Annotated in this window: 26 protein-coding genes and 3 pseudogenes; 12 read left to right on the plus strand and 17 right to left on the minus strand. The window is 70.4% G+C overall.

Annotation, left to right across the window (positions count from 1 at the left end):
- Window positions 1-14: 14 nt before the first annotated feature.
- The 8 genes from AB0M56_RS45730 to AB0M56_RS45765 form a co-directional block, all read right to left on the minus strand.
- Window positions 15-1793, minus strand: a complete 1779-nt coding sequence (locus AB0M56_RS45730) for an acyclic terpene utilization AtuA family protein (RefSeq protein ID WP_364188498.1) — start codon at window positions 1791-1793, stop codon at window positions 15-17.
- Window positions 1790-2596, minus strand: coding sequence for a TIGR03084 family metal-binding protein (locus AB0M56_RS45735; RefSeq protein ID WP_364188500.1), 807 nt, complete (start codon window positions 2594-2596; stop codon window positions 1790-1792). Before AB0M56_RS45735 ends, AB0M56_RS45730 begins: the two co-directional genes overlap by 4 nt.
- 1 nt (window position 2597) lies before the next feature.
- Window positions 2598-3359, minus strand: coding sequence for an enoyl-CoA hydratase-related protein (locus AB0M56_RS45740; RefSeq protein WP_364188503.1), 762 nt, complete (start codon window positions 3357-3359; stop codon window positions 2598-2600).
- Complete coding sequence (locus tag AB0M56_RS45745; protein ID WP_364188506.1) at window positions 3356-5374, minus strand: biotin carboxylase N-terminal domain-containing protein; 2019 nt, start codon at window positions 5372-5374, stop codon at window positions 3356-3358. The genes AB0M56_RS45740 and AB0M56_RS45745 overlap by 4 nt, the downstream gene beginning before the upstream one ends.
- 11 nt (window positions 5375-5385) lie before the next feature.
- A complete protein-coding gene (locus AB0M56_RS45750; RefSeq protein ID WP_364188509.1) occupies window positions 5386-6987 on the minus strand; it encodes a carboxyl transferase domain-containing protein in 1602 nt (533 codons plus the stop codon).
- Between the two features lie 40 nt (window positions 6988-7027).
- Window positions 7028-8182, minus strand: coding sequence for an acyl-CoA dehydrogenase family protein (locus tag AB0M56_RS45755; RefSeq protein ID WP_364188512.1), 1155 nt, complete (start codon window positions 8180-8182; stop codon window positions 7028-7030).
- A 319-nt stretch (window positions 8183-8501) separates the two neighbouring features.
- Entirely contained in the window at window positions 8502-9311 is an 810-nt protein-coding gene (locus AB0M56_RS45760; RefSeq protein WP_364188515.1) for a polysaccharide lyase family 7 protein, read from the minus strand.
- Window positions 9312-9490: 179 nt separating this feature from the next.
- Window positions 9491-10036, minus strand: coding sequence for an NAD(P)H-dependent oxidoreductase (locus tag AB0M56_RS45765; protein WP_364188518.1), 546 nt, complete (start codon window positions 10034-10036; stop codon window positions 9491-9493).
- 35 nt (window positions 10037-10071) lie between these two features.
- Here AB0M56_RS45765 and AB0M56_RS45770 point away from each other — a divergent pair, with 35 nt between their 5' ends.
- On the plus strand, window positions 10072-10674 hold the full coding sequence (locus tag AB0M56_RS45770) for a CGNR zinc finger domain-containing protein (protein ID WP_364188521.1): 603 nt from the start codon (window positions 10072-10074) through the stop codon (window positions 10672-10674).
- A gap of 28 nt (window positions 10675-10702) precedes the next feature.
- Here AB0M56_RS45770 and AB0M56_RS45775 read toward each other — a convergent pair whose 3' ends face one another.
- Window positions 10703-11161 carry an Lrp/AsnC family transcriptional regulator gene (locus AB0M56_RS45775; protein WP_364188524.1) on the minus strand — a complete coding sequence of 153 codons (459 nt, stop codon included), beginning with the start codon at window positions 11159-11161 and terminating at the stop codon, window positions 10703-10705.
- A 110-nt stretch (window positions 11162-11271) separates the two neighbouring features.
- On the opposite strand from AB0M56_RS45775, the gene AB0M56_RS45780 reads away from it, so the two are divergent.
- Window positions 11272-11751: a DUF2000 domain-containing protein gene (locus AB0M56_RS45780; RefSeq protein WP_364188527.1), complete on the plus strand. Its 480-nt coding sequence runs from the start codon at window positions 11272-11274 to the stop codon at window positions 11749-11751.
- A 4-nt stretch (window positions 11752-11755) separates the two neighbouring features.
- Here AB0M56_RS45780 and AB0M56_RS45785 read toward each other — a convergent pair whose 3' ends face one another.
- Window positions 11756-12712 carry an SDR family NAD(P)-dependent oxidoreductase gene (locus tag AB0M56_RS45785; RefSeq protein ID WP_364188530.1) on the minus strand — a complete coding sequence of 319 codons (957 nt, stop codon included), beginning with the start codon at window positions 12710-12712 and terminating at the stop codon, window positions 11756-11758.
- A gap of 79 nt (window positions 12713-12791) precedes the next feature.
- Window positions 12792-13274 carry a carboxymuconolactone decarboxylase family protein gene (locus AB0M56_RS45790; RefSeq protein ID WP_364188533.1) on the minus strand — a complete coding sequence of 161 codons (483 nt, stop codon included), beginning with the start codon at window positions 13272-13274 and terminating at the stop codon, window positions 12792-12794.
- A 149-nt stretch (window positions 13275-13423) separates the two neighbouring features.
- Between AB0M56_RS45790 and AB0M56_RS45795 the strand changes: the two genes are divergently transcribed.
- A complete protein-coding gene (locus AB0M56_RS45795; RefSeq protein ID WP_364188536.1) occupies window positions 13424-14242 on the plus strand; it encodes an HAD family hydrolase in 819 nt (272 codons plus the stop codon).
- Here AB0M56_RS45795 and AB0M56_RS45800 read toward each other — a convergent pair.
- Window positions 14237-15709 carry a PLP-dependent aminotransferase family protein gene (locus AB0M56_RS45800; protein WP_364188539.1) on the minus strand — a complete coding sequence of 491 codons (1473 nt, stop codon included), beginning with the start codon at window positions 15707-15709 and terminating at the stop codon, window positions 14237-14239. The two genes, AB0M56_RS45795 and AB0M56_RS45800, sit on opposite strands and share 6 nt — an antisense overlap.
- Window positions 15710-15825: 116 nt before the next feature.
- Here AB0M56_RS45800 and AB0M56_RS45805 point away from each other — a divergent pair, with 116 nt between their 5' ends.
- From AB0M56_RS45805 to AB0M56_RS45815, 3 genes are all read left to right on the plus strand, one after another.
- A complete protein-coding gene (locus AB0M56_RS45805; RefSeq protein WP_364188542.1) occupies window positions 15826-17061 on the plus strand; it encodes an MFS transporter in 1236 nt (411 codons plus the stop codon).
- Between the two features lie 114 nt (window positions 17062-17175).
- The gene (locus AB0M56_RS45810; RefSeq protein ID WP_364188545.1) at window positions 17176-17697 is read left to right on the plus strand and encodes a hypothetical protein; all 522 of its coding nucleotides are present in this window, start codon (window positions 17176-17178) and stop codon (window positions 17695-17697) included.
- Window positions 17698-17905: 208 nt separating this feature from the next.
- The gene (locus AB0M56_RS45815) at window positions 17906-18487 is read left to right on the plus strand and encodes an NAD-dependent epimerase/dehydratase family protein (protein ID WP_255638416.1); all 582 of its coding nucleotides are present in this window, start codon (window positions 17906-17908) and stop codon (window positions 18485-18487) included.
- Window positions 18488-18537: 50 nt separating this feature from the next.
- Here AB0M56_RS45815 and AB0M56_RS45820 read toward each other — a convergent pair whose 3' ends face one another.
- Window positions 18538-18927: an FCD domain-containing protein gene (locus AB0M56_RS45820; RefSeq protein WP_364188566.1), complete on the minus strand. Its 390-nt coding sequence runs from the start codon at window positions 18925-18927 to the stop codon at window positions 18538-18540.
- Between AB0M56_RS45820 and AB0M56_RS45825 the strand changes: the two are divergent.
- Window positions 18820-19170 (plus strand): annotated as a pseudogene (locus tag AB0M56_RS45825) (ABC transporter permease); the annotation flags it as partial. The gene AB0M56_RS45820 and the pseudogene AB0M56_RS45825 overlap by 108 nt on opposite strands.
- A gap of 208 nt (window positions 19171-19378) precedes the next feature.
- Window positions 19379-19705: an ABC transporter permease gene (locus AB0M56_RS45830; protein ID WP_364188548.1), complete on the plus strand. Its 327-nt coding sequence runs from the start codon at window positions 19379-19381 to the stop codon at window positions 19703-19705.
- A gap of 7 nt (window positions 19706-19712) precedes the next feature.
- Here the strand turns inward: AB0M56_RS45830 and AB0M56_RS45835 are convergent, their stop codons facing one another.
- Both AB0M56_RS45835 and nthA read right to left on the minus strand, forming a co-directional pair.
- Entirely contained in the window at window positions 19713-20054 is a 342-nt protein-coding gene (locus AB0M56_RS45835) for a nitrile hydratase accessory protein (protein WP_364188550.1), read from the minus strand.
- Window positions 20051-20551 (minus strand): nitrile hydratase subunit alpha, encoded by a 501-nt coding sequence (gene nthA / locus AB0M56_RS45840; RefSeq protein ID WP_364188552.1) that lies wholly within the window; start codon window positions 20549-20551, stop codon window positions 20051-20053. Before nthA ends, AB0M56_RS45835 begins: the two co-directional genes overlap by 4 nt.
- A 33-nt stretch (window positions 20552-20584) precedes the next feature.
- On the opposite strand from nthA, the gene AB0M56_RS45845 reads away from it, so the two are divergent.
- Entirely contained in the window at window positions 20585-20878 is a 294-nt protein-coding gene (locus AB0M56_RS45845) for a winged helix-turn-helix transcriptional regulator (RefSeq protein ID WP_364188555.1), read from the plus strand.
- Window positions 20879-20898: 20 nt separating this feature from the next.
- Here AB0M56_RS45845 and AB0M56_RS45850 read toward each other — a convergent pair whose 3' ends face one another.
- Window positions 20899-21219: a transcriptional regulator gene (locus AB0M56_RS45850; RefSeq protein WP_255638418.1), complete on the minus strand. Its 321-nt coding sequence runs from the start codon at window positions 21217-21219 to the stop codon at window positions 20899-20901.
- 120 nt (window positions 21220-21339) lie between these two features.
- Here AB0M56_RS45850 and AB0M56_RS45855 point away from each other — a divergent pair, with 120 nt between their 5' ends.
- On the plus strand, window positions 21340-22527 hold the full coding sequence (locus AB0M56_RS45855) for an MFS transporter (protein ID WP_364188558.1): 1188 nt from the start codon (window positions 21340-21342) through the stop codon (window positions 22525-22527).
- Window positions 22528-22560: 33 nt separating this feature from the next.
- On the opposite strand, the gene AB0M56_RS45860 is transcribed toward AB0M56_RS45855, so the two are convergent.
- A complete protein-coding gene (locus tag AB0M56_RS45860; RefSeq protein WP_364188561.1) occupies window positions 22561-22869 on the minus strand; it encodes a helix-turn-helix domain-containing protein in 309 nt (102 codons plus the stop codon).
- A 62-nt stretch (window positions 22870-22931) separates the two neighbouring features.
- Here AB0M56_RS45860 and AB0M56_RS45865 point away from each other — a divergent pair.
- Together AB0M56_RS45865 and AB0M56_RS45870 are read left to right on the plus strand one after the other, a co-directional pair.
- Window positions 22932-23138 (plus strand): annotated as a pseudogene (locus AB0M56_RS45865) (FAD-dependent monooxygenase); the annotation flags it as partial.
- Window positions 23139-23287: 149 nt separating this feature from the next.
- A pseudogene (locus AB0M56_RS45870) lies at window positions 23288-23956 on the plus strand (FAD-dependent oxidoreductase); the annotation flags it as partial.
- Between the last annotated feature and the right edge of the window lie 220 nt (window positions 23957-24176).

Here is a 24176-nt window from a genome sequence, read left to right on the forward strand (position 1 = left end):
CGTCCACTGTGGACTCAGCCCCGCAGGAGGTGTTCCGGGATGTCCGCGAGCCGGCTGCGAAGGTACTCGCCCAGCCCCTTCGCCTGCGGGTCGGGCCGCGTCGCGGAGGCGACGCCCGCACCGAGGATGCCGACGACCACAAGGTTCACCGCGCGCAGGTTGGCGAGCTCGTAACGCCGGAGGTCCAGCTCCGCGGCCTCCGGGAGCAGTTCGCGCACGCGCTCGACGGTCAGATAACCACGCAGCCACGCGTACTCCTCGTCGGTGCGGACCCACACCCCGATGTTGGCGTTGCCCCCCTTGTCCCCGGATCGGGCTCCCACGATCGTCCCGAGCGGCAGCCGCCGGGTCGGCCCGGCGGGCACCTCGGCCACCGCCGGTTCCGAGACCTCAGGAGCGACCGCCGTCACCGGGCTGTGCGGGATGGTCCGCACGGTCCCGTCGGGCAGCGTGACGCGGTGCTCCACTTCGGACGCGGGGATCAGCGTCGGCCAGTAGACGCCGTACGCGCTTTCCGCGGACGGCGGCGTCGTGGTGTGGAAACCCGGGTAGCCGCCGAGCGCGAGCTCCATGGTGGTGTTGGAGAACGCGCGGCCGACCTTGCGCCGGTCGGGGTCCTTCACCGTCACGCGCAGGTGCGCGGTGGCCTCGGCGTTGGTCGGCGCGTCGGGGTGGTCGAACCGCAGCAGCCGCACGTCGAACTCCGCGAACCGCTCCCGTCCGCCCAGCAGCTCGACCAGCTGCTGCTCGGCCCACGCCGCTTTCTCCTCGATGCGGGTGCCGGTCAGCACGAGCGTCATCGTGTTGCGGTACCCGCCCTCGTAGTTGAGCGCCACCTTGAACCGGTCGGTCGGCGCACTGCCCCGCACGCCCTGGATGCGCACGCGGTGCTCGCCCTCGGGCACGAGCTCGAGGGTGTCGAAGTGGGCCACGGCGTCCGGCCCGAGGTACGCCGGCTCGGCGATCTCGTACAGCAGCTGCGCGGTCACGGTGCCCACGGACACGAGCCCGCCGGTATCGGCGTGCTTGGTGATCACGCTGGCGCCGTCGGTGTCGACCTCCGCGATCGGGAAACCCGGGTACCGGCGGTCGGTGACCTCCTCGAAGAACGCGTAATTCCCGCCCGTGGCCTGGGGTCCGCATTCGATCACGTGGCCGGCGGCCATCGCGCCGGCGATCTTGTCGTGGATGTCCGCGTCGTCGCGGGTCCAGCCGTGCCACCACGCCGCCGGGCCGACCACCACCGACGCGTCGGTGACCCGCCCGGTCACGACCAGGTCCGCGTCCGCGCGCAGTGCTTCGGTGATCCCCCACGCGCCGAGGTAGGCGTTGGCCGAGACCGGGCGCACACCGGCGTCGGCGAGCTTGCGGCCGGTGTCAAGGTGCGCGAAGGCGTGGCCGGCCGCCTGCAGCTCGTCGAGCCGGGGCACGAGGTCGTCTCCGTCGACGTACGCGATGCGCGGGTGCAGACCGAGCCGTTCGGCCAGCACGCTGAGTTCGGCGGCGAGCCCGGCGGGGTTGAGCCCGCCGGCGTTCGAGACGATGCGGACGCCGCGGTCGAGGCAGGTGCCCAGCACGTGCTCGACCTGCGTGAGGAACGTCTTCGCGTACCCCGTCGCCGGGTCCTTCTGCTTGGCCTTCCAGAGGATCAGCATGGTCAGCTCGGCGAGGTAGTCGCCGGTGAGCACGTCGATCGGGCCGCCCTCGACCATCTCGCGGGCGGCCTGCAGCCGGTCGCCGTAGAAGCCCGAGCAGTTGCCGATGCGCACGGCTCGGCCGCCGGTCGTGGTCACGATGGTCCTCCCGCATGACTCAGGGGCGTTCGCCCGGTTCCGGGGCTGCCGGCGAAGGTCTGGGCGACCGACAGCCACTCGGTCGCGACCGGGCCCGCCACCTCGAGAGCGGTGTCGTCGCGGTGGCGGCGCTGCGTCACGACGAGGCAGAAGTCGAGCGCAGTCCCGGTGACACGGTCCGCGGCCTCGGCCGGACCCCACGTCCACACGGCACCGGACGGGGCCGTGAGCTCGACCCGGATCGGCTCGGCCGGCGCGGGTTTTCCGTTCAGGGCGAAGGAAAACGCGATGGTCTGCACGCCGAGGTGCGCGATGTGGCGCAGCCGGTCGGTCGGCTCGCGGTCACGGCCCAGCGCGTCGGCGACGTCCTGTCCGTGCGCCCAGGTCTCCATCAGCCGCGCGGTGACCGAGGACAGGGCACTCATGTCCGGGCCGTACCACGGGAGCCGCGCTTTCGGGTCGAGGTCGCAAAAGGCGGTGACGAACTCGCGGCGCGTCCGGTCGAACCAGGTGCGGACCGCTTCCGCGGGCAGCGTCGCGTGTTCGGCCGCGACCCGGTCGGGGAAATCCATGCCACCGGCCACGAGGGCGTCGGCGGCGAGCCGGAACGCGGCCGGGTCGACCGCGGCTTGCGTCGCCGTCTCGTCGAAGTACGCGAGGTGCGTGAGCTGGTCGCGGACGGTCCAGCCCACCGCCGGGGTCGGCCGGGAGATCGCCGCGTCGTCGAGGTCCGCCACGAGGTCCTGCAGCACCCGGGTCTCGGCGACGAGGTCGTCGAGCACCTGCCGCATCGAAACGGCCACGTCAGCGGCCCTGCCAGACCGGCGTGCGCTTTTCCTTGAAGGCCAACGGGCCTTCCTGCGCGTCCTCCGACAGGTACACGGGTTCCCAGATCTCCTCGGCCAGGTCGTAGGCCTCAGCCCGGCTGTGGCCGGCCGACAGGTAGGCGGTGCGCTTGGCGGCAAGCACGGACAGCGGCGCGTTGGCCGCGATGCGCTCGGCCAGCTGCTGCGTGCGTTCGCGCAGGCCGGCCGCCGGGACGACGTCGTTGACCAGCCCGTGCTGCTGCGCCCGCGCGGCGCTGACCGGGTCGCCGGTCAGCAGGATCTCCAGCGCGACCCGCGGCGGCACGAGCCAGGACAACGGCGCCGCCCACGGCGAACCGCGGCCCACCTTGACCTCCGACACGGCGAAGCGCGCGTGCTCGGCGGCCACCACGAGATCACACTGCTGGGCGAGCAGGAACCCGCCGCCGTAGGCGATCCCGTTGACCGCGGCGATCGTCGGCTTCGGCACGTCGACGTTGCGCCCGAACTGGGGAAGGAAGTCCGGGGGCGGCACCCTCAGCGCGGTCTCGTTCATCTCCTTGAGGTCGCCGCCGGCGCAGAACGCCTTGTCGCCGGCGCCGGTCAGGACGAGGACTTTCGCGTCGTCATCGGCGTTGAAGCGGTGCACGCCGTCGAACAGTCCTTTTCGGACCGCCTCACTCAACGCGTTGCGCGCCTCGGGGCGGTCGATGGTGAGCCAGGCGACGCCATTGGTCACCTCGTAGCGCACGGGGGTCATCCGGCCTCCTCTTCGGTGATGACGGCGACGATCTCGCCCGATTCGACGGTCTGTCCCAGCTCGACGGACAGCTCGGCCACGAGCCCGGCGACCGGCGCGCGCACGGAGTGCTCCATCTTCATCGCCTCGAACACCACGATCACCGCGCCGGCCTCGACGTGCTGTCCTTGTTCCGCGACGACCCGGACGACCGTGCCCGGCATCGGCGCCAGCAACGAACCGGGCGCGGCGTCCGTGCCGGGCTCGGGCAGCCGGGGTCGTTCGGTGAAGGTGGTGCCGCCCAGCACGCTGTCGCAGTAGACGATGTCGCGTACCTGGTGCACGTGGACCGTGCGCCGGATTCCGTTCACGCGCAGGTCCACTCGGTCCGGACGCGCGTCGAGGACCGCGAGGCCGTCCACAGGGGAACCGTCCACCCGCGCGTCGAGTCCCTGGCGGGTGAAGCGGTAGGCGACGTCCACGTCGGTGTCCCCGAGGCGGTACTCGGCGCGCTGCGGGGCGCTCGCGACGTTGCGCCACCCCGTCGGCACGACCCGCTGCACCTCGGCCCGGGCCCGCCGGTCGGCCTGACTCGCGACGGCGGCCGCCAGCGCGTGCACGGTCACCGCCTCCTTGCCGGGCACGCCGATCAACGCGGCGGGATCGTGGCGCGTGAGGTAACCGGTGTCGGTCGCGCCGGCGGCGAAGCCGGGTTCACGCAGGATCGCCACGAGCAGGTCGCGGTTGGTGACCAGACCGTGGATTTGCGCTTCGGCAAGGGCTCTGGCGAGTTTCCGCACGGCTTCGGCGCGCGTGCGGCCGTGCGCGATGACTTTGGCGAGCATGGGGTCGTAGTGCGTGCCGACCACTGAGCCGTCGCGCACCCCGGTGTCGACGCGCACCCCCGGCAGGGCCGGGATCCGGAAGCGGTGGAGGGTTCCGCTGCCCGGCAGGTAATCGGCCGCGGGATCCTCGGCGTAGAGGCGCGCTTCGACCGCGTGCCCGCTGATCGCGGCTTCGGTGACTTCGACCGGCAGCGGAGCGCCTTCGGCGACGCTCAGCTGCAGAGCGACGAGGTCCAGCCCGGTGATCTCCTCGGTGACCGGGTGCTCCACCTGCAGGCGCGTGTTCACCTCGAGGAAAAAGAACTCCCCGTTGGGCGCCATCACGAACTCCACGGTGCCCGCGCCGGTGTACCCGATCGCGGCACCCGCCGCGACCGCCGCGTCGCCGAGCTGCTTGCGCAGCGCCTCGTCCACGGCCGGCGACGGCGCTTCCTCGATGATCTTCTGGTACCTGCGCTGGATCGAGCACTCACGTTCGAAGAGGTGCACGACGGTGCCGTGCGCGTCCCCGAAGATCTGGACCTCGACGTGGCGCGGGTTCTCCACGAACCGTTCCAGGAACACGGTTCCGTTGCCGAACGCCGACGCCGCTTCCCGCCGCGCGCTCGTCACGGCTTCGACGACGTCCGCTGCCTCGCGCACGATCCGCATCCCGCGCCCGCCACCGCCGAAGGCCGCCTTGACCAGCAGCGGGAAGCCGATGTCCTCGGCCATCCCGGTGACGGTCGCGGCATCCGTGTCGGTGGTGTCGTCGATGGTGGCACCGGGCAGAACGGGAACGCCGGCCTTCGCCATCAGCTCCTTGGCCGCGATCTTCGACCCCATGGCCTCGATCGCCGCGACCGGCGGCCCGACGAAAACCAGCCCGGCTTCGGCGCAGCGGCGCGCGAAGCCGGCGTTCTCGGACAGGAACCCGTAGCCGGGGTGGATCGCGTCCGCGCCCGTGGCCAGCGCGGCTTCGACGATGAGCTCGCCTCGCAGATAGGTCTCGGCCGACGACGAGCCGGGCAGGAGCACGGCTTCGTCGGCGGCCTCGACGAACAACGCGTCGGCGTCCGGATCGGAGTGCACCGCGACGGTGGCGATGTCCAGGGCTCGCGCGGAGCGGATGACCCGTTCCGCGATCTCGCCGCGGTTGGCCACGAGCAGCTTCCGGATCGGGTGGGTGCCCGGCGTGGTCCGGCTGGTCATCAAGGTGGTCCTCACATCCGGAAGACGCCGTAGCCACGCTGGCCGGCGACGGTGTTGGAGTGCGCGGCGGACAGCGCGATGCCGAGCACGGTGCGGGTGTCGCGGGGGTCGATGAGGCCGTCGTCGTAGAGCCGCGCGGTGACGAAGAACGCGTGCGATTCCTTCTCGATCTGCGCCTCGATCGCCGCGCGGTTGCGCTCGTCTGCTTCGAGGTCGAACTCCCGCCCGTTCGCCGCCGCCGACTGCTTCGCCACGATGGACATGACGCCGGCCAGCTGCGCGGCACCCATCACCGCCAGCTTGGACCCGGCCCACGCGAACATCAGCCGCGGGTCGTACGCGCGGCCGGACATGCCGTAGTTGCCCGCGCCGAACGACGCGGCGAGGTTCACCGTGATGTGCGGAACCTTGCTATTGGCAACCGAGTTGATCATCTTGGAGCCGTCCTTGATGATCCCGCCCTGCTCGTAGTTCTTGCCCACCATGTAACCCGTGGTGTTCTGCAGGAACAGCAGGGGCGTGTCGGTCTGGTTCGCGAGCTGGATGAACTCGCTGGCCTTCTTGGCTTCCTCGCTGAACAACACCCCTCGCGCGTTGGCCAGGATGCCCACCGGATAGCCGTGCACCGAGGCCCAGCCGGTGACGAGGCTGGTGCCCCACAAGGGTTTGTACTCGCCGAAGCGTGATCCGTCGACCACCCGCGCGATGACCTCACGCGGGTCGAAGGGCACCTTGATGTCCGAAGGCGCGAGACCGAGCAGCTCCTCCGGGTCGTACAGCGGCTCGTCGGCGGGCAGCGTCGGGCCGGGGCCGAGCTTGCGCCACGTGAACTCGGCGACGATCTGGCGCCCGATCCGGATGCAGTCGCGCTCGTCGGCCGCGAAGTAGTCGCACAGCCCGGAAACCTTGGCGTGCATGGCCGCGCCGCCGAGCTCCTCGTCGTCGGCGTCCTCGCCGGTGGCCATCTTCACCAGTGGCGGGCCGCCGAGGAAGACCTTGGCCTGGCCGTCGACCATCACCGCGTAGTCGCACATGCCGGGCACGTAGGCGCCGCCCGCGGTCGAGTTGCCGAACACCAGCGCGACCGTGGGGATCGCCAGCGACGACAGCTCGGTGAGATCGTGGAAGATCTTGCCCGCGTGCACGAACAGCTCCGACTGCGTGGGCAGGTCGGCACCGCCCGACTCGACCAGGTTGATCACCGGCAGGCGGTTGATCCGGGCGATCTCCAGCGCTCGCAACGTCTTCTTCAGCGAGTACGGGTTCATCGCCCCGCCGCGCACGGTCGGGTCGTGCGCGATCAGCACGCACTCGACGCCGGAGACGACGCCGATCCCGGTCACCACCGAGGCCCCGACCGGGAACTGCGTGCCCCAGGCCGCCAGTGACGACAGTTCGAGGAACGACGCGTCGCGGTCGAGCAGCAGCTCGATGCGTTCGCGGACGAGCATTCGGCCGCGGTTGCGGTGGCGCTGCTGGTAGCGGGGCCCGCCGCCGGCGATGGCCGCCTGGATCTGCTCGTCGAGCTCGGCCAGCACCTGTTTCTGGTGCTTCAGGTTGGTCTGGAAGGTCTCGTCCGCGGTGTTCAGCGCGGACCGCAACACGGTGGTCATCTCGCGGTGGTCCGTTTCTCTCGGCTCGCTTGTCTCGGGCTCAGTACGAACGGGGCAGCCCGAGGCTGTGCTGGGAGACGTAGTTCAGGACCATCTCCCGGCTCACCGGCGCGACCTGCAGCAGGCGCGCGATGCCCCAGTACGGCAGCAGGCCGTATTCCGTGGCGAACCCGTTGCCGCCGTGCGTCTGGATCGCCGCGTCCACGGCGGCGGCGGCCGCCTCGGCCGCGGCGTACTTGGCCATGTTCGCGGCTTCGCCCGCCGGTTCGCCGTGGTCGTGCTGCCAGGCCGCCTTCGCAGTCATCAGCGCGGCCAGATCGGTCTCGATCTTGGCCTTCGCGAGCGGGTGCGCGATGCCCTGGTGCTGCCCGATCGGCGCGTCCCACACCGCACGGGTCGACGCGTAGTCCGCGGCCTGGCCCAGCACGTGGCGGGCGATACCGACGCACACGGCCGCGCCGGTGATGCGCTCCGGGTTCAGCCCGTGGAAGACCTGGTGGAAGCCGTTGCCCTCCTCGCCGACGAGCGCGCTCGCGGGCAGGCGCAAGTCGTCGAAGTGGAGCACGAACTGCTTCTCCGGCAGCTTCGCCGACACTGGGAGCCGTGTCGCAACGAAGCCAGGGGTGTCGGTGGGCACGAGGAACAGCGACAACCGCGCGCGCCCGGTGCTCTCGTCACGGCCGGTTCGCGTGACGAGCAGGACGGCCTCGGCCTCGTCGACGCCGGAGATGTAGTGCTTGGTGCCGTTGAGGACGAAGTCATCGCCGTCCCGCACCGCGACGGTCGAGAGCCGGTGGGTGTTGGACCCGGCGTCGGGTTCGGTGATGCCGAAGACGACCTTCGCCTCGCCAGAAGCCATGCGCGGCAGCCAGTGCTGTTTCTGCTCGGCGGTGCCGTAGTCGGAGATCATCTCGCCCGAGATGGCGGCGGAGACCATGAGCAGCAGCAATGGGCAGCCTGCCGCCGCGGTCTCCTCGCACACCATCGCGAGCTCGGCCAGGCCGGCGCCACCGCCGCCGTACTCCTCCGGCAGGTTGATCCCCAGGTAGCCGTTGCGGCCCAACTCGGCCCACAGCTCGGCGGTGGGCTCGCCGGCCTCGGCGCGCGGGACGTAGTACTCCGGCCCGAACTTCGCGGCGATCGCCCGCACCGTGTCCCGGAGATCCCTGTGTTCCGAGGCCTCCTGAAAGTCCACACCGACTCCTTCGTCCGTCCAGCACCCTAGTGCATAGTGGTTCACTACGGCCGCTTTGGCAAGCGAGGACGTCGACGTCACCTGACCAGGAAGACCCAACCCTCCGGGATGACTCAGGCTCGTTCATCCCCCGCGGAATTTAGTGAATCGCGAATAACTTGACCTGAGCACGCCGGCGAGCTGAGCCCACGCTCACCCGGTCGGCGGCGCGGACCTGGCGCCGGCCGCTCCGGCCGACGCGGTGCCCGGGGCCGAGCCGGGCAACGAAAAAAGGCGCCGCCGGGCGAGTTCGCCCCGGCGGCGCCGATTTCCCAGGCGGTCAGCTGTGCGAGATCGTCAGCCCGTAGAAGGAGACCCGTGCGCCCTTCGTCGTGCTGCTCGACGAGGACTGGTTGTACGAACCGGCCTTGAAGTACTGCTTGTACGCCTTGAACGACGACGGAATGCTGTAGTGCGTCGTGCTGCCGTTCACGGTGAGGTCGATGGTGTTGCCGCCGGAGATCCCGATCGTGTAGGTCCAGGTCTTGCCCACCGCGACGTGGCCGACGGTGTGCAGGGTCTGGCCGCCGTCGGGCGAGTTCTCCGTGCCCAGCACGATGTCACCACTGGAGCGGTAGTACAGCTCCAGCAACGGTTTCGTCGACGAGCCGCCGGTACCCAGGTGAACCTGGCCGACGCACACGTTCGACGTCACCGACACCACGCGCAGGGTGGCGCTGAGCTTGTGCGAACCACTCAGCGACCAGTTCGCGGCCGATCCGTCGCGGTTCATCTCCCGCAGCTCGGATCGCGCGTAGTTCGAATTGGGCGTGGTGACGCCCTTTTCCGGCGCCCAGAACACCATCCCGCCGTCACGCGTATCGGTGTAGAAATAGCTGTCCTGGAACCCGTTCGGCCCTTGCAGCCGAGACGACGAGATGGTGGTCGGCGAGCCCGGTGAGCCGACCGGCTCCTGGAGCTGCCAGGTCGACAGGTCGAAGTTGCCGCCAGGAGCCACGGACGGGCTGCCCAGCACGGACTGGCCGGTGGCCGGCGCTGCCTCCGCGGGCAACGCGGTTGCAGCCACGAAAGCGGGAATCGCCAGCACGACGAGCGCGGCGCGCATGCGCATCGCAGTTTCCTTTCGCACGGTGGGGACCTCTGTGCCATTTATTCAGATATGTGAATTAATGTTGTGGAAACCCGGCGGCGAAAGGAAACGTTAAGGTTGCGGTCGCATCAAGTCAAGGATTGACATGATGCTTGACGCGCCTCGGCGGCCCGCCACCGCGAGGCGACGGACCGCCGAGTTCCGATTACCGGAACGAACTAGAACGCCTTGCCCGCGTCACGGGCTGCGGTCAGGGCCGCGGCGCGGTCCTGGTCCGGGGTGGCAGTGAGGATGGTCGGCTGGAAGCGGACCTCGGTGACCTCGGTGACGCCGACGAAGCGCAGCCAGTCCTTCACGTACGTGGAGTGGAAGTCGGCGCCGAACTGGATGGGGACGCCTTCGGAGTAGACGTCGCTGGTATAGATCGTGGCGGCCTTCTTGCCGTGGACCAGACCCGAGTAGCCGGCGGCCGGGTCGAGGCCGAAGACCATGCCGGGCTGGGTGATGATGTCGACCCACTGCTTGAAGACGTAGGGCACGCCCGAGTTCCACATGGGAATGCTGAAGACGTAGGCGTCGGCCGAAGTGAACTGGTCGGCGAGCGTCTGGGCCCGCGCCCACACCTCGGCCTGCTCGCCTTCGGGTGCACCGCCGGCGAACACGGCGAGCTTGGCGCTCGCGCCGGCCGGTCCGAACTGCGGCAGCGAGCCGTCCCAGAGGTCCAGCGTCTTCACGACCGTGCCGGGGTTGGCGTCCTCTGTCAACGAACGCGGAACGGACGGACAGGAAAGGAGGGCCGATGGAACCGGAATTGCCCCCGCTCGGGCTGAGCGACCATCCGGCCCTCGCGTTCCTCAACACCGCGGCCACCGCCGAAGGCGCCGAACTGATCCCCGACGGCGCGGGTTATCTGCGGTGGCTCGAGCTCACGGGACTGATCGACGATCGCGCCGCGGTGCTCAACCGGTTCAGCGCAGCCGAGTTGGACGCGGCGGCGCTCGAAGCCGTCGAGTTGCGCGAACGCCTGCGCCCGGTGGTCCAGGCGTGGGCGGGCGGCGATCCCACGGCACCGGACGAGGCTTTCCTGGCCGCGTTGAACGCCATCTTCGCCGAAAGCGGCCGCAGCCTGCAGATCCACCGTTCCGGCGCCGTCGTCGATCTGGAGGACCGGTGGACGTGGACCACGTCCCGGTCCCTTCTCGCACCCGTCGCGCAAGCGGCGGCCGACTTGTTCGCCCACGGCGACCGGTCGCTGGTCCGCAACTGCGAGGGACCGGAGTGCCCGCTGTGGTTCTACGACCGCACCAAAGCGCACCGCCGCCGCTGGTGCTCCATGGCGACGTGCGGGAACCGCGCCAAAGTGCGTGACTTCCGGGCGCGGGCCACGAAGGAAGTTCCTTAGCCCCGAATCACCGACGAGCGAACCGTTTTCAGCGCTCGACCGGCGTGATGCGGGTGTTGCGGAGGTGTTCGTAGACGATCGACGTGCGGACGTCGGCCACTTCGGGGCGCGCGGTGAGCTTGTCGATCACGAAGGCGTAGAGGCTGGCGTTGTCGGGGACCGCGACGTGGAGGATGAAGTCCTCGGTGCCGGTCGTGATGTAGAGGCCGAGGATGTCGGGCAGCGTGGTGACCCAGTTGCGGAAGCCTTCGATGACGCGGCGCGACGGCGGGCGCACGCGGACCGCGACGAGGGCCTGGACCGAGCGGCCGATGGCGGGCAGGTTCACGTCGAGGGTCGCGCCCTGGATGATGCCGCGCTGGCGCAGCGCGCGGGTGCGGTCGAGGGCCGTGGTGGGTGAAACGCCGACGGCGGCGGCGACGTCGCGGTTGGTCTTCCGGACGTCCGACTGCAGTTCTCGCAGGATGGCCTTATCAAGTTCGTCCACGTCCGCCTCCACGGAGCCAAATCCGATACTTGTACGGATCGTAGGCGAGTCCACTGGTTGTTCGTCTAGCTTCACGGGTGAAGAGCGGTACGGACAGTCAGGGAGGCGTGGTGTTGACCGAGGAAAGTGCGCCGATCGGGTTCGCCCCGGAAGAGGTCGACCCGACCGTGTCGACGCGGACGGCTCGCTTGAAGTGGGTGGTGGTCGTCGACAGCAGTCTGCCGCCGGGGCGCGCGGTGAACGCGGCCGTCTGCGCGGCCGCGGCGACGGCGCCGAACATCACGGGGCTGCTCGGCGACGACGCCGTGGATGCCGACGGGCAGGCGCATCCCGGGTTGCCGTGGACGGGGTGTTCGGTGCTGGCCGCCGACGGTCCGACGCTGCGCACCATCCGCGCCAAGGCCGCGGCGTCGCCCGGGTGCTTCGTGGCGGACATGCCGGTGGTGGCGCAGCACACGCTGGTGTACGCCGACTACCTCGCCGGCGTGAAGGAGACCGCCGGCGAGACGCTCGACTACTACGCGGTGAGCATCGTCGGGCCGCGCAACCGGGTGGGCAAGATCGTCGGGAAGCTGCCGTTGCTCCCGTGACCCGCTAGCGCACAGCCTCCGAGGCGTAGTCCCACAGGCGGTCCGCCGCGACCGGGTCCAGGGCCCAGCGCGCGACGCCCGCCATCGCGTCCACGCCGGCGGCGGCGAGGTGCGCGCCGCCGTCGATGGCCGGCGATTCCTGGTTGTCCTCGAAGTAGCGGCCGGTCACGCCGTCGAGCAGCGGCGACGCGGCGAGCAGCGTCGGCGTGGCGGCGCCCTGTTCGGGAGTCTTGAAGTAGGCCGGGGTGGTGGCGTTGCCGTCGGCGTCGAGGGCGCCGAGCAGGCGCAGGCCGTCGGGAGTGAGGTGGCGCAGGAGGTTCGTGCGGATGACACCCGGGGCGCACGCGTTGGCGTGGACGCCTTCGCCGGCCAAGCGGCGACTGATGCCGACGGCAAGCAGCACACTCGCGGTCTTCGACTGCCCGTAGGCGACGAGCGGGTCGTAGGGCCGCTGTTCGAAGTGCGGGTCGGGGAAGGAGAAGTCCGTCAGCAGGTGCGCGCCGGAACTGAGGACGACGACACGCGCTCCACTGCCGGAGCGCAGGGCGTCGCGCAGACCGGTGACGAGCGCGAAGTGGCCCAGGAAGTTGATGCCCAGGTGCATTTCCCAGCCCTCGGCGGTGACCTCGCGCTCGGGCAGCGCCATCACGCCGGCGTTGGCGACCAGCGCGTCGACCGGCCCTTCCCACTGCGCGCAGAACGCGCGCACCGTACCGAGGTCGGCGAGGTCGAGCGCCACGACGTCGACCTGCGGAAACTGTTCGACGAGCTGCTTGGCGTGAGCCGGTGTGCGGGTGGCGATGGTGACGTGCGCGCCCGCCGTGGCGAGCGCGCGGACGGTCTCGGCGCCGAGCCCTGAAGCGCCGCCGGTGACGATCACGCGGCGGCCGGTGAGGTCCACTCCGGCGAGGACCTCGGCGGCCGTGGCTCGCGCGCCGAACGGGGTGGTGATGGTGGTCATGGGGTCCTTCGCGGGAAGAGTCCAGTGTGGACGGTGGAAGAGCTCGCCTCCGCAGGGAAGGCGGAAGCGAGCGGGTGCGTCAGGACGCGGTGGGCGTGTAGTGGCCCGGCACCATCCGAGTCGACACGCCGAAGCGGTTGAACGCGTTGATCGTGGTGATCGCCGCGATGAGGTGGGCGAGCTCGGTCTCGTCGAACTGTTGCGCCGCCTTCGCGTAGACCTCGTCGGGCACGAAGCCTTCGGTGAGCACGGTGACGGCCTCGGTCAGCTCGATCGCCGCGATCTCGCGCGCGGTGTAGAAGTGCTTCGACTCGGCCCACGCGTCCAGCTGCAGGATGCGTTCGGCCGACTCGCCGGCCATCAGCGCGTCCTTGCTGTGCATGTCGAGGCAGAACGCGCAGTGGTTCAGCTGCGACGCGCGGATCTTGACCAGGTTCACCAGGTCCTCGTCGAGATGCTTCTTCGCCGCGGTGTCCAGGCGCAGCATCGCCTTGAACACGTCGGGGGCGAGCTTCATCCAATCCAGGCGCGGGGTGTGCTCGGGCAGGCGTTCAGTCGTCATGAGATCACGCTAAGCGCCGCTACCCGCGCGCACGTGGTCCAATTCCGGCCGTCGATCGTGGGCCAATCCGGTATGGCGCAGTGCACAGTGGACAGCCCCGCGAACGTCCCTACAGTGGGAAGAACCGACTCCCCTGGAGGATCCCCGTCATGACCTCACCGTCCTGGAAGGACACCGGACCGTGGCTCGTCGCGCTGGACATCGACGGCACCCTGATCCGCGAGGACGGCTCCCTCAGCGATGCCGTGGTCACCGAGGTCCGCCGGCTCGACGCGGCCGGGCACCACGTCGTGCTCACCACCGGCCGCTCCGCCGTGAGCACCATCCCCGTGCTCGACCGCCTGGACATCACGCCTCGGTTCCTGGTTTGTTCCAACGGCGCCGTCACCCTGCGCCAATCCGGATCCGGCTTCCAGCGCCACCATGTGGAGTCGTTCGACCCGGCCGAAGTCCTGTGTGCCATCCGCACGCACCTGCCGAACGCCCGCTTCGCCGTCGAGGACCAGCTGGGTCGCTACCGCTGCACCGAACCGTTCCCCGACGGCACGACCGGCCTCGACGACGCGCAGGCCGCGGTGCCGTTCGAGGCGCTGCTGACCACTAAAACCACCCGGGTCGTCGCGTTCGCACCGGGCCACGACATGGACGATTTCCTCGCTCTGGTAGCAAAAATGCACCTGCGGAACGTGAGCTTCGCCCTCGCCTGCACCCCGTGGCTCGACCTCGCCGCCGAAGGTGTGAACAAGGCCGCGGCGGCCGAACGCGTCCGCGTCGAGCTCGCGATCCCCCGGCACCGCGTGCTCGCCGTGGGCGACGGTCACAACGACATCGAGCTCCTCGCCTGGGCCGCCGAACGCGGTCGAGGTGTCGCGATGGGACAGTCCCCCGCCAAGCTGATCGCCGCCGCGGGCGAGCTCACCGGGACCGTAGTCGAAGACGGCCTCGCGCAGGTGCTCGCGACGCTATGACCGCGGCAGCACCGAGCACAACGCCGCCAACGCCCCCGACCACGCGCTGTCCGACGGAGTCGCGTACCCGACGACCAGCCCGTCGCGCCCGCTGTCCTCCGGCAAAGACGGGTGCGCGAAATCCCCCAGCCCGTCGAGCGCCAGACCCACCCGCGCACCGGCGGCGATCACCGACCGCTCGGTGCCCGGCGGGAGGTCGAGCACCGCGTGCAACCCGGCCGCGATCCCCGAGACGCGGATCCCCGGCGCGTGCTCCGCGACGGCCGCCACCAGCTGGTCCCGGCGCCGCCGGTAGCGCAGCCGCATCGCGCGGACGTGCCGGTCGTAGTCGCCGGACGTGAGGAACTCGGCGAGCGTCAGCTGGTCGAACGAACCCGGCGCCCAGTCGACGTGGCCCTTCGCGGCGATCACCTCGTGCGTCACCGAACGCGGCAGCACCAGCCACCCGAGCCGCAGCCCCGGCGCCAGCGACTTGCTCGCCGTCCCGAAGTAGCAGACGCGCTCAGGGTCGAGGCCCTGCAACGCGCCGACCGGCTGGCGGTCGTACCGGAACTCCCCGTCGTAGTCGTCTTCGAGCACCAGACCGCCCGTCGACCGAGCCCAGTCGACCGCGGCCGCGCGCCGGTCCGGGCGCAACGCGCCGCCGGTCGGGTACTGGTGCGCGGGCGTGAGCAGGACCGCGCCGGCGTCGAGCGAACGCAGTCCCTCGGTGCACGTGCCGTCCTCGTCAAGCGGTAGAGCCGGTGTCTCCAGGCCGGTTTCGGTGAGCAGGTCGTAGTACTGCGGCACGCCGTAGGTCTCGACGGCGACCGTCCGGACTCCCCGCGCCCGCAGCACGCTGCCGATCAACCGCAGCCCGTGCACGAACCCCGCGCAGATCACGATGCGCTCGGGCGACGCGTAAACGCCGCGGGCGCGCGCCAGGTAGTCGGCGAGCGCCGTACGGAGTTCGACGCGGCCGCGCGGGTCGCCGTAGCCGAGAGCTTCGTGGGGCGCGGCCATGATGGCGCGCCGGGACGCCGCGAGCCACTGCGCGCGCGGGAAACTCGCCAGGTCCGGGTTGCCGGGCAGCAGGCTGAACCGCGTGTCCGGCGTGCGGATCGGCGTCGGCCGACGAAGCGCGACGCGGTCGGAGCCGGGCGTCGGCGCGCGGCGGGGCTCCGCCCGGCGGGCGACGCGCGTGCCCGAACCCTGCTGCGCGGTGAGCCAGCCTTCGGCCACGAGCTCGGCGTACGCGTCGGCCACGGTGTTGCGCGCGATCGACAAATCGGCGGCCAGTGTGCGTGACGACGGCAGCTGTGCGCCGGGCAGCAACCGGCCCGTGCGCACGGCTTCGCGCAACGCGTCCATCAGCGACGTCCGCAGGCCGTGGCGGCCGCGAAGGTCCAGGTGGTCGAGGTGCAGATCGGCGCCGAGGCCCTCGGCGGAGCGTCTGCCCTCGGGTGAAGTGGCCCGTGTTCCCACCATGGAAATGGACCATACACCTGACCCAATCGCAACCTAGCGTGGGTTTTGAGCCCAGCGCGCGGGCCACCAATCCGGTTGCTACTCACCACTGTGGCCCGACACCTGTTAGGAACGCCATGACCTCCCTCGACGTCCGGAAAACTCCCGGACCTCCACGCCCCGGCATCAGCACGGGGTTCGCCGTCCTGCTGGCCGTTGTCTGCGGCATCGCGGTGGCCAACATCTACTACGCCCAGCCGCTGCTGGAGGAGATCGGCCACGACCTCGGTGTCGGCGCCGCCGGGCTCGGCTTCGTGACGACCGTGACCCAGGTCGGCTACTTCGCCGGCCTGATCCTGCTGGTGCCGCTGGGTGACCTGCTCAATCGCCGCGTGCTCATCCCGATCGGCTCGGTGATCGCCGCGCTGGCGCTGCTCGCCGTGGCCGTGTCTCCCGGACCGGTGATGTTCTTCATCGCCAGCGGCGTAGTCGGGCTCGCGACGGTGGTGCAGCAGGTGATCATCGCCTACTCCGCCGTGCTGGCCAGCCCCGAATCCCGCGGCCGTGTGCTCGGCATCGTGACCAGCGGCGTCGTGATCGGCATCCTGCTCGCGCGGACCGTGGCCGGCCTGCTCTCCGACGCGTTCGGCTGGCGCTCGGTGTTCGTCGTCTCCGCCGTGCTCATGCTCGGCGTCGCGATCCTCCTCGGCCTGCGGCTGCCGCCGGAGCTGCCGAACCGGCCGTCTGTCTCCTACCGCAAGCTGATCACGTCGATCGTCACGCTGACCGCGCGCGAACGTGTGTTCCGCGTGCGGAGCCTGATCACGATGTTCATGTTCGCCGGGTTCGGTGCGCTGTGGGGTTCGATGGCGCTGCCGCTGTCCGCCGAGCCGTGGAACTTGTCGACGTCGGCGGTCGGGCTGTTCGGCCTCGTCGGCGCGGCGGGCGCGTTCGGTGCCGCGCGGGCCGGGTCACTGGCCGACCGCGGCCGGGCGCAGTGGGTCACCGGCATCACGCTCGTGTTGTTCACCGTGGCCTGGCTGCCGATCGCGTGGCTGCCGAAGTCGCTGATCCCGCTCATCGTCGGCATCATCGTGATCGACTTCGCCGGCCAGGCCATCCACGTGACCAACCAGCACCTCATCGTGGGCCTCGACCCGAACGCGAGCAGCCGCCTGATCGGCAGCAACATGGCGTACTACTCCGTGGGCTTCGGCGGCGGCGCCGTCGCGGCGACCACGGCGTACAGCGCGTGGGGCTGGACGGCGGTCTGCGTCCTGGGCGCCGGGTTCAGTCTGGTGGCCCTGCTGGTGTGGGGCGCGGACCGCCTCTCGGTGGCCCGCTCGGCGCGCCTCACTTCGGCGGCGGCCTGAGTGTCCGCTGTGGACGGACGGGCCCGGGGAACACGTCCCCCGGGCCCGGTTTCACGCGATCCCTCCGGGCGGCGCCGAGCTGCCGTGCGCGGCGACCTCGTAACGCCGGCCCTGGTGGTCCAGGATCCGTACGCCGCTGCGCACGGCGTCAAGTACACCACCGGCGCGCTGGTCGCCGACGACCTGCCGTCCGTTCCGGAACCGCCGGATCCCGTGCTCCAGTACGTGCCGACCACCGCACCCGGCGCCCGCGTTCCCCACGCCCGCCTGGAACACGACAGCCGCGCACTGTCCACCTTGGACCTCGTCGAAGGGCTGGGGTTCGCGCTGCTGACGGGCGTCGGCGGCGAGGCGTGGCAGACCGTGGCCGACGACCTCACCACCCGCACCGGCGTGCGCGTCGACGTGCACGTGATCGGCGGGCACCGGCCCGGCGACCTCGCGGACCCGCTCGGCGAATGGGCGGACCGGCGCGAGGTCACCACGAGCGGCGCCGTCCTCGTGCGGCCCGACCGGCACGTCGCCTGGCGTGCACCCGAGTGGTCCGCGCCTGCGGCCGCGAAGCTGTGCGCCGATTTCGTCCGGATCCTGGCCTTGAGTCCACTGCATACCCATCGGACAGGAGACCGATCGTGACCCGACCGACCCGGACGACCGTCGAGAAGTTCTACAAGCGCGTGGGCGCCGTGGTGCTCGCCGCCATGCGGCTCTGACCGAGGATGGCGGCCGAGGGCGCGAATTGCCCGATTGGCCCACGGTTCTGGGGCAGTAATGGACCACGGACACGTGCCACATGGCACGTAGCGTGGTTGCTGTCAGACAGTTCCCAGAACCAGGAGAAGTGATGAAGGTATTCCTCGCCGGCGCCTCCGGAGTGCTCGGGCAGCGGCTGATCCCGCGGCTGGTCGAGGCCGGGCACGAGGTCGGCGCCATGACGCGGTCGGCCGCCAAGATGGAACCGTTGATCGGCCTCGGCGCCGTCGCGATCCTGTGCGACGTCTTCGACCGCGACGCGCTCGTGCAGACCGTCCGCGACTTCAAGCCGGACGTCGTGCTCAACGAGCTCACCGACCTGCCCGACGACGTCACCAAGATCGGCGAACACGCCGAGCGCAACGCGCGCATCCGCACCGAGGGCAACCACAACCTGATCGAGGCCGCGCGGGCGGCCGGCGCGCCGAAGATCCTCGCGCAGAGCGTGGCGTGGCAGCTGCCCGACGGCCCCGACGCCGTCGCGGTGAAGGACCTCGAGCAGTCGGTGCTGGCCGAAGGCGGCGTGGTGCTGAGCTACGGCCAGTTCTACGGCCCCGGCACCTACAACGAAGGTGCCTTGCCCGCCGAGCCCCGCGTGCACATCGACCGCGCGGCCGAGCTCACGGTCGAAGCGCTCGACGCGCCGACGGGTGTCGTGACGATCGTCGATTGATCCGGGAAAGCGCCGGCCGGCTGAGCCCGGCCGGCGTCAGCCCGGGCACGTCACGCGAACGACGAGTCCAAGCCGTTTTCCTGCGCGTAGGCGATCAACGCCTGCGGTGCGCGTTCGATGTGCGCCCCGAGGAGTGCCACGGCCTGATCGGTGTCGCGTTCGAGCGCGAAGTCCTTGAGGCGACGGTGTTCGCCCGGAATGTCGCGCTGGTGGTCGTCGGTCAGCGCCCAGTACCAGCGCCGGTAGAGCTCGGCGCTGTCACGCAACGACGTGGCGATCGCATCGAGCCGCGGGCTGGCGCAGCCGGCCAGCAGCGCGCGGTGGAAGTCGCGGTGGGCCAGCGTCCAGCCTTCGTTGTACGAACCGTCTTCGAGGATCACCGGCGTGCGTTCCAGCGCGTGGTGCGTGCCGAGCACCGACGTCTCCCAGTCAACGCGCACGTCGGCTCGGGCCAGTTCCTCAACGCTGCCAACGAACGCTTCCCCACCGTCGTCCTCGGCTCGGTCGCGGCGAGCCGGCTCGGCTTCACCCGCGTCGACGCCGCCCGGCCCCAGCAGGTGTACGTCGGGCGGTCGTGGTTCACCGTCGTCGGGATCCTCGACAAAACGCCGCTGTCGCCGGACATCGACCGCTCCGTGCTCGTCGGCTGGGCGGCGGCGCAGTCCGAACTGCACTTCGACGGCAGCCCGACGGTGATCTACGTGAAGGCCGACGAGGCCCAGGTCGAGGCCGTGCGCAAGGTCCTGCCGGCCACTGTGGACCCGCAGCTGCCGGGCCTGGTCCAGGTGAGCCTGCCGTCGGACGGCCTGCTGGCCAAGCGGGCCATTCAAGCGACACTGTCCACTTTGTTCCTCGGACTAGCCGGAGTCGCGTTGCTCGTCGGTGGCATCGGTGTCGCGAACACGATGGTCATCTCCGCTGGAACGCCGCCGCGAGATCGGGTTGCGCCGCGCACTCGGCGCGAACCGCGATCAGATCCGCGTGCAGTTCCTCACCGAGGCCGTCACGTTGTCGGCGATCGGCGGGCTGGCCGGGGTTGCGGCCGGGGCCTTGGCGACGCTCGCGTACGCGACTTACCAGCACTGGCCGGTCGTGATTCCGCCGGCCGCGCTCGTCGGGGCGTTGGTGGGCGCGGTCGTGATCGGCGTGGTCGCGGGCGGCTACCCGTCGATCCGCGCCGCGCGGCTCACACCGACCGCGGCGCTGGCGACGACGTGACCACCGGTCACGGATGGGGGTGCGGGTGGTCGTGCCCGGCCGGGCGAAGAGCGAGTGCCTCGGCGCGCGAGGCGACCTCGCCGCCGGGCACCGCGCCGGTGTCGACGAGTACGTCCTCCAGCGCGGCGAGCCAGTGGTGGTAGTAGCTCCAGCCGCCGGCGCGGTCCGCTTCCCAATCACCGATGCGCGCGATGAGCGCGGCCTGGAACCGCGGCCAGTCGAACGCACCGGCTTCGTAGAGCGACACCGCCAACCCGAACGCGCGGCTCTCCCACGGCGCCGCGAACAGCAGTTCACCGTTGGCGCGCGGCGGTGCGGCGACCCCGTCGACGCTCAGCGGCGCGCTCACGGGGCCGCCACTTTCGCGACGCCGACCATCGCGTCGCGCGTGACGAGCTCGACGAGTTCGTCTTCGGAAAGGCTTTCCGTGCCGGCCGGGCGCTCCGGCAGCACCAGCCAGCGCACCTCGCTGCTGGAATCGCGGACGGTGATGCGCACGTCCGCGTCGAGGTCCAACCCCATCTCCGACAGCACCTTGCGCGGCTCACGGACCACGCGCGCACGGTAAGCCGGGTCCTTGTACCAGCTCGGCGGCAGGCCCAGCAGCGGCCACGGGTAGCAGGAGCACAGCGTGCACACCACCACGTTGTGGTCCTTCGCGGAGTTCTCGACCACCACGATGTGCTCGCCCTGCGGCCCGCCGAAACCGAGTTCCTTCGTGGCCGCCGTGCCGTCGGCCAGGAGGCGCTCGCGGTACGCCGGATCAGTCCACGCCTTCGCGACGACTTTGGCTCCGTTGAGCGGACCGATGTTCGTCTCGTACGTCGTGATGAGCCGGTCGACCACCGCCGGGTCGATCAGGCCGCGTTCGACGAGCAGTTGTTCGAGCGCCTCCGTGCGCGGCTGCGCAACCTCGTCGACGCCGGTGTGCTGTCCGTCGAACCGGCCTCGGACGGCAGCGCCTATCGCGAGTACGTGCTGACGAAGCGCGGCGAGGACTTGTTCGACCTGGTGGTGAGCCTGCGGCAGTGGGGCCAGGATCACGCGTACGAACCCGGCGAGGACCACGTGCTGCTCGTGGACCGCGAGACGGAAGAGCCGATCCCCCGGCTCACCTACGTCACGCCCGACGGCACGCCGATCCACGCCGACGACACCCGCGTACTCAAGTAATACCGTCCACTTCGGACGGATCAGTACACCTCGGCCAGCCCGGCGAGCACGGCGTCGAGGAATCCCGGGAACCGCGCGTCGAGATCCTCGCGGCGCAGGCACACGAAGTAGTTGCGACCTTCCAGCTTCGTGCGCGTCAGCCCGGCCTCGCGCAGCACCTTCTTGTGGTGCGACAACGTCGACTTGTGCAGCGCGGCCAGCAGACCTTCCGGCCCGCACGGGTGGAACTCACCGTCGGCGAGGGTGACCAGCACGCGCATCCGCGCGTCGTCCGCGATCGCGTTGAGCACGTCGTCGAACCGGATGTCGGCGACAGCCGGTTCCTCCAGGTAACGAGCCACAGCACCTCCTCGGCGACCTCAGTCACAATTGTACCAGATTCATCAAACCGTCCTTGACGCGAGCGGTTTCGCCTTCTTATGGTTTGACGTACATCAAACCTTCCTCGAAGGGATTCTCCCGTGTACCGACGCCTGCTCGTTCTCGCTCTGGGGACGTTCGCCGTGGGAACGGACGGCTTCGTGATCGCGGGCATCCTGCCCGAGATCTCGCGCTCGTTGCACACGAACGCCGCCGCGACCGGCCTCCTGGTGACGATGTTCGCCTTCACCTACGCGGTGTCGTCGCCGATCATCGCCGCCACCACCGCGCACTGGCCGCGCAAGCGGCTGCTGATCGCCGGGCTGCTGATCCTCGCGGTCGGCAACGTCCTCACCGCCGCCCTCCCGCTCTACGGGCTGGTGCTCGCCAGCCGCGTGATCGCGGGCCTCGGCGCCGGGATGTTCACCCTGACGGCCAGCGCGACGGCGGCGTCGCTGGTCGAGCCCCACCAACGCGGGCGCGCGCTCGCCGTCGTCATGGCCGGCCTCAGCTCCGCGACCGCGCTGGGCGCGCCGATCGGCACCGTGATCGGTTCGCAGACCAACTGGCAGACGACGTTGTGGTTCGTCGCCGCGCTCGCCGTGCTGGGTGCCGTGGGCGTCGCCGTGCTCCTGCCCGCGATCCCCGCCGCGCACGTCGCCGGGCTGCGCGAGCGACTGGCCACGATGAAGGACGCGCGCATCGGCTTCACGCTGCTCACGACGTTGCTCGTGTTCACGGGCCTGTTCACCGACTACACGTTCGTCGGCGAGTCGTTCGACCGGGCCACCGGCGGCAACGGCATCGCGCTGGCCATCCTGCTGTTCCTCTGGGGCGCGGGCGCCACCGTCGGCAGCGTGACGGCCGGGCACCTCACCGACCGCATCTCGGGTCAGCGCATCATCGCGGTGGCGGTCGTGGTCGTCGGCATCGACTTCGCGCTGCTTCCCTTCAGCAGCCGTACCTTCGCGACGGCGGCCGTCGCGCTGTTCGTCTGGGGTGTCTGCGGCTGGGCGACGCTGGTGCCGCTGCAGCACCGGCTGATCGAGGTTTCGCCCGAGCACGCGCCGGTGAGCATCGGCCTCAACGCCTCCGCCACCTACCTCGCGACGGCCGCTTCGGGCCTCACGGGCGCAGCGGGGATCGCCGCGTTCGGCGCCTACAACCTCGGCCCGTTCGGCCTGATTTTCCTAGCACTGGGCCTGGTCGCGTCGATCGTGTCGGCCCGGTTCGTCCACACCCGGCGGTCGGCCCCGGCAGCGCCGGTTCCCGCCGCGGCCGAGCGCTGAGACGTCCGAGTGACCCCGCGACCATCCGGGTCACTAGGGCTTCTCGGCCTCCTGCGACTCCACCGCGTCGAACGCCGCCTGGTTCCCGCGGATCCGCGCCTGGTGCTCGGTCGACCACGTGCCCAGCGCCAGCACCGCCGACAGCAGCGACGAACCCAGCTCCGTGAGGGTGTACTCCACGCGCGGAGGCACCTCCGGGTACGAGGTCCGTTCGACGAACCCGCCACGCTGCAGCTGTTTCAACGTCAAGGGGCGACACTGCCGGTCACCGTCCACCTCGCGTGAGGAAATCCCGTTGCGCGCCAGGGCCATTCCCGTGCGCGTCACGCTGATGCGGACCAAGGAAGCACTTTCTACAGTGGACTCACTACCCCAGAAAGACCCTCAGGAAAGAGGTGGCCGGAGTGGACCACGACGTTCCTGTTCTCATCGTCGGTGGCAGTCTCATCGAGATGACCAGCGCGGTACTCCTCGGGCAGCAGGGAATTCCCTCGCTGGTCGTGGAACGACACCCGGGCAGCGCGATCCACCCGCGCGCCGCGCTCATCCTTCAGCGCTCGATGGAGATCCTTCGCGAAGCCGGCATCGAAGACGTGATCCAGCGCCGGTCCGCGGAACAGTTCGACCAGGAGGCGGCGATCATGGCCGTGGAGACGTTGGCGGGCAAGGAGATCGCCTGGTACTTGCCGACGTTGAACGAAGGCGTGCGCGACCTCGCCCGTGCCGGCGGCTCTTCGCGACGCAGGTCGCCATCGAGCCGGTGCTCGCCGAACGGGCGCGGGAACTCGGCGCCGAAACCCGGTTCGGCACGGAGGTCACGAGCTTCACCGACCACGGCGACGGAGTCACGGCCGTGCTCCGCGACCGCGCCACCGGGACCACGTCCACGGTGCGGGCGCGGTACCTCATCGCGGCCGACGGCGCGCACAGCGGCATCCGCGAGCGGCTCGGCATCGGCCTCGGTGGCCACGGCGTGCTTTCGAAGAGCGTGACGATCTACTTCCGCGCAGAGATGGCCGCGCTGGTGCGCGAGCGCAGCCTCGGCGTGATCATGGTCGTCAACCCGACGTTGCAGGGCTTCTTCCGCATCGAAAAGCCGTACCGGTCCGGCTTCCTCGCGGTGCACGGGCTCGGCGACCCGCAGCACCCCGACAGCGACCTCTGGACCGGCCTCACCGACGAGCGGTGCGTGGAACTCGTCCGCGCGGCACTGGGCGTGCCCGACATCGACGTGGAGATCGACGACGTCATGAAGTGGGAGGCGACCGCGCAGACCGCCGACCGGTTCTCCAGCGGCAACGTGTTCCTCGTCGGCGACTCCGCGCACTCGATGCCGCCCTACGGCGGCTACGGCGGCAACACCGGCATCCACGACGCGCACAACCTCGCGTGGAAGCTCAAGGCCGCGCTCGACGGCACCGCCGGCGCCGGGCTGCTCGACACGTACGAAGCCGAACGCCGGCCCGTCGCCCGCTTCACCGTCGAGCAGGCCTACGCCCGCTACGTCACGCGCGCGGCGCCGTTCCTCGCCGCCGGCGGGATGGAACCGCTAGTTGTAGTGCCCTGTGAGGTTGTTGACCCGGGTGATGGGTGGGTGGCCGTTGAGGGCGGTGTGGGCTCGGTGGTGGTTGTAGTGGTGCAGGAATCCG

This window comes from Amycolatopsis sp. NPDC051372, assembly GCF_040682095.1.
In the GTDB taxonomy this organism is placed as follows: domain Bacteria; phylum Actinomycetota; class Actinomycetes; order Mycobacteriales; family Pseudonocardiaceae; genus Amycolatopsis.